This window comes from Helicobacter sp. MIT 01-3238 (assembly GCF_003364135.1).
In the GTDB taxonomy this organism is placed as follows: Bacteria; Campylobacterota; Campylobacteria; order Campylobacterales; family Helicobacteraceae; genus Helicobacter_B.
The window spans coordinates 1-1,056 of record NZ_NXLN01000058.1 but is presented as its reverse complement, the minus strand read 5'-3'; the positions used below and the strand labels follow the sequence as shown (position 1 = coordinate 1,056).

Sequence of the window (1,056 nt, the reverse complement as noted above, 5' to 3'; positions counted from 1 at the left end):
AGCTGGAGATTGTGTCATATTGCAGCATAGCACTACTGTTGGTGCTACAAGCAAAAGAGTAGAGTGCACAGGCTCTTTTAGTGCTAGTGAGTTTCAAAGCAAGCTAGAGACAGCAGGGAAATCAGCACAAAGTGGGCTTTTTTTCATAGGCACTAGCGGTGGTGGCACTTCCATAGGAGCTGGTAGTGTGAGTATAAACTTAGACAGTATAGGCACAGCACAATATGACTATTCATTTCAATTCTATGGCTTAAACGCACCAAACACGACTTTTACATTCACAGGCACTCACGCAAGCAAAAAACTTGGAATCCTTATGCCTTATTCTGAAGCAGGTGGTAGCCACGGAGCAAATGGCTCGACACTCTTTGGGCTAGTGCTTGATACAAATGTAGATTATGCTAGCTATGGTGTGGCAAATGTCTATGGCAAAGCACTAGGCTTAAGCATACACGGAGGCACACAGATAGGTAGAGTAGATGAGAGAAGTGGAGAATATCAAGGTGGGCTTACCATAAACTCTAGCAAGACAGTTAATGCTATGGCGATATATGGTGGATTTGCTGGGACAGATAGAAGCACCTTTGTAAGCAAAATCACAAATAACGGCACGATAACCGAGCTAAATCTAGGGTGGAAAGAATACGCCCAAGACTTCGCCTCTGTGCTAGGACTATATAATATCTCTGGCTCTGGCACTATCACTACTCTAAATGTCTATCAAAGCACACTAACCATAAATAGCAATCCATCTACTTGGAATAGTCACACTCACTCCACAAACCTCTACCCCGAGCATATCTCTGCAAATACGATAACCACAGTAGGTGAAGTAGGAGCTGGTGCGATAAGAATCAACATAGGCGAGGGTGTAACTGATGCAAACAACACATATCTATACAATAAACTAATCATAGACTCCACAGGCGGAAAGCAAATAGGCTCAACTACCAAAACCGACCTAAACTTCTCTCATCTCTCTGCTGGGCTTGGCACTGCTTTGCACGATATGGGAAATGGATTTCGCGTAAGCCCTGATATAGCTACGAGCTATGG

General features: G+C 43.8%; 1 protein-coding gene. It reads left to right on the top strand.

Going from position 1 to position 1,056, the window contains the following annotated elements; genetic code table 11:
* On the top strand, positions 1-1,056 hold a 1,056-nt coding region (locus CQA40_RS11365), incomplete at both ends, for a hypothetical protein (RefSeq protein WP_181882935.1).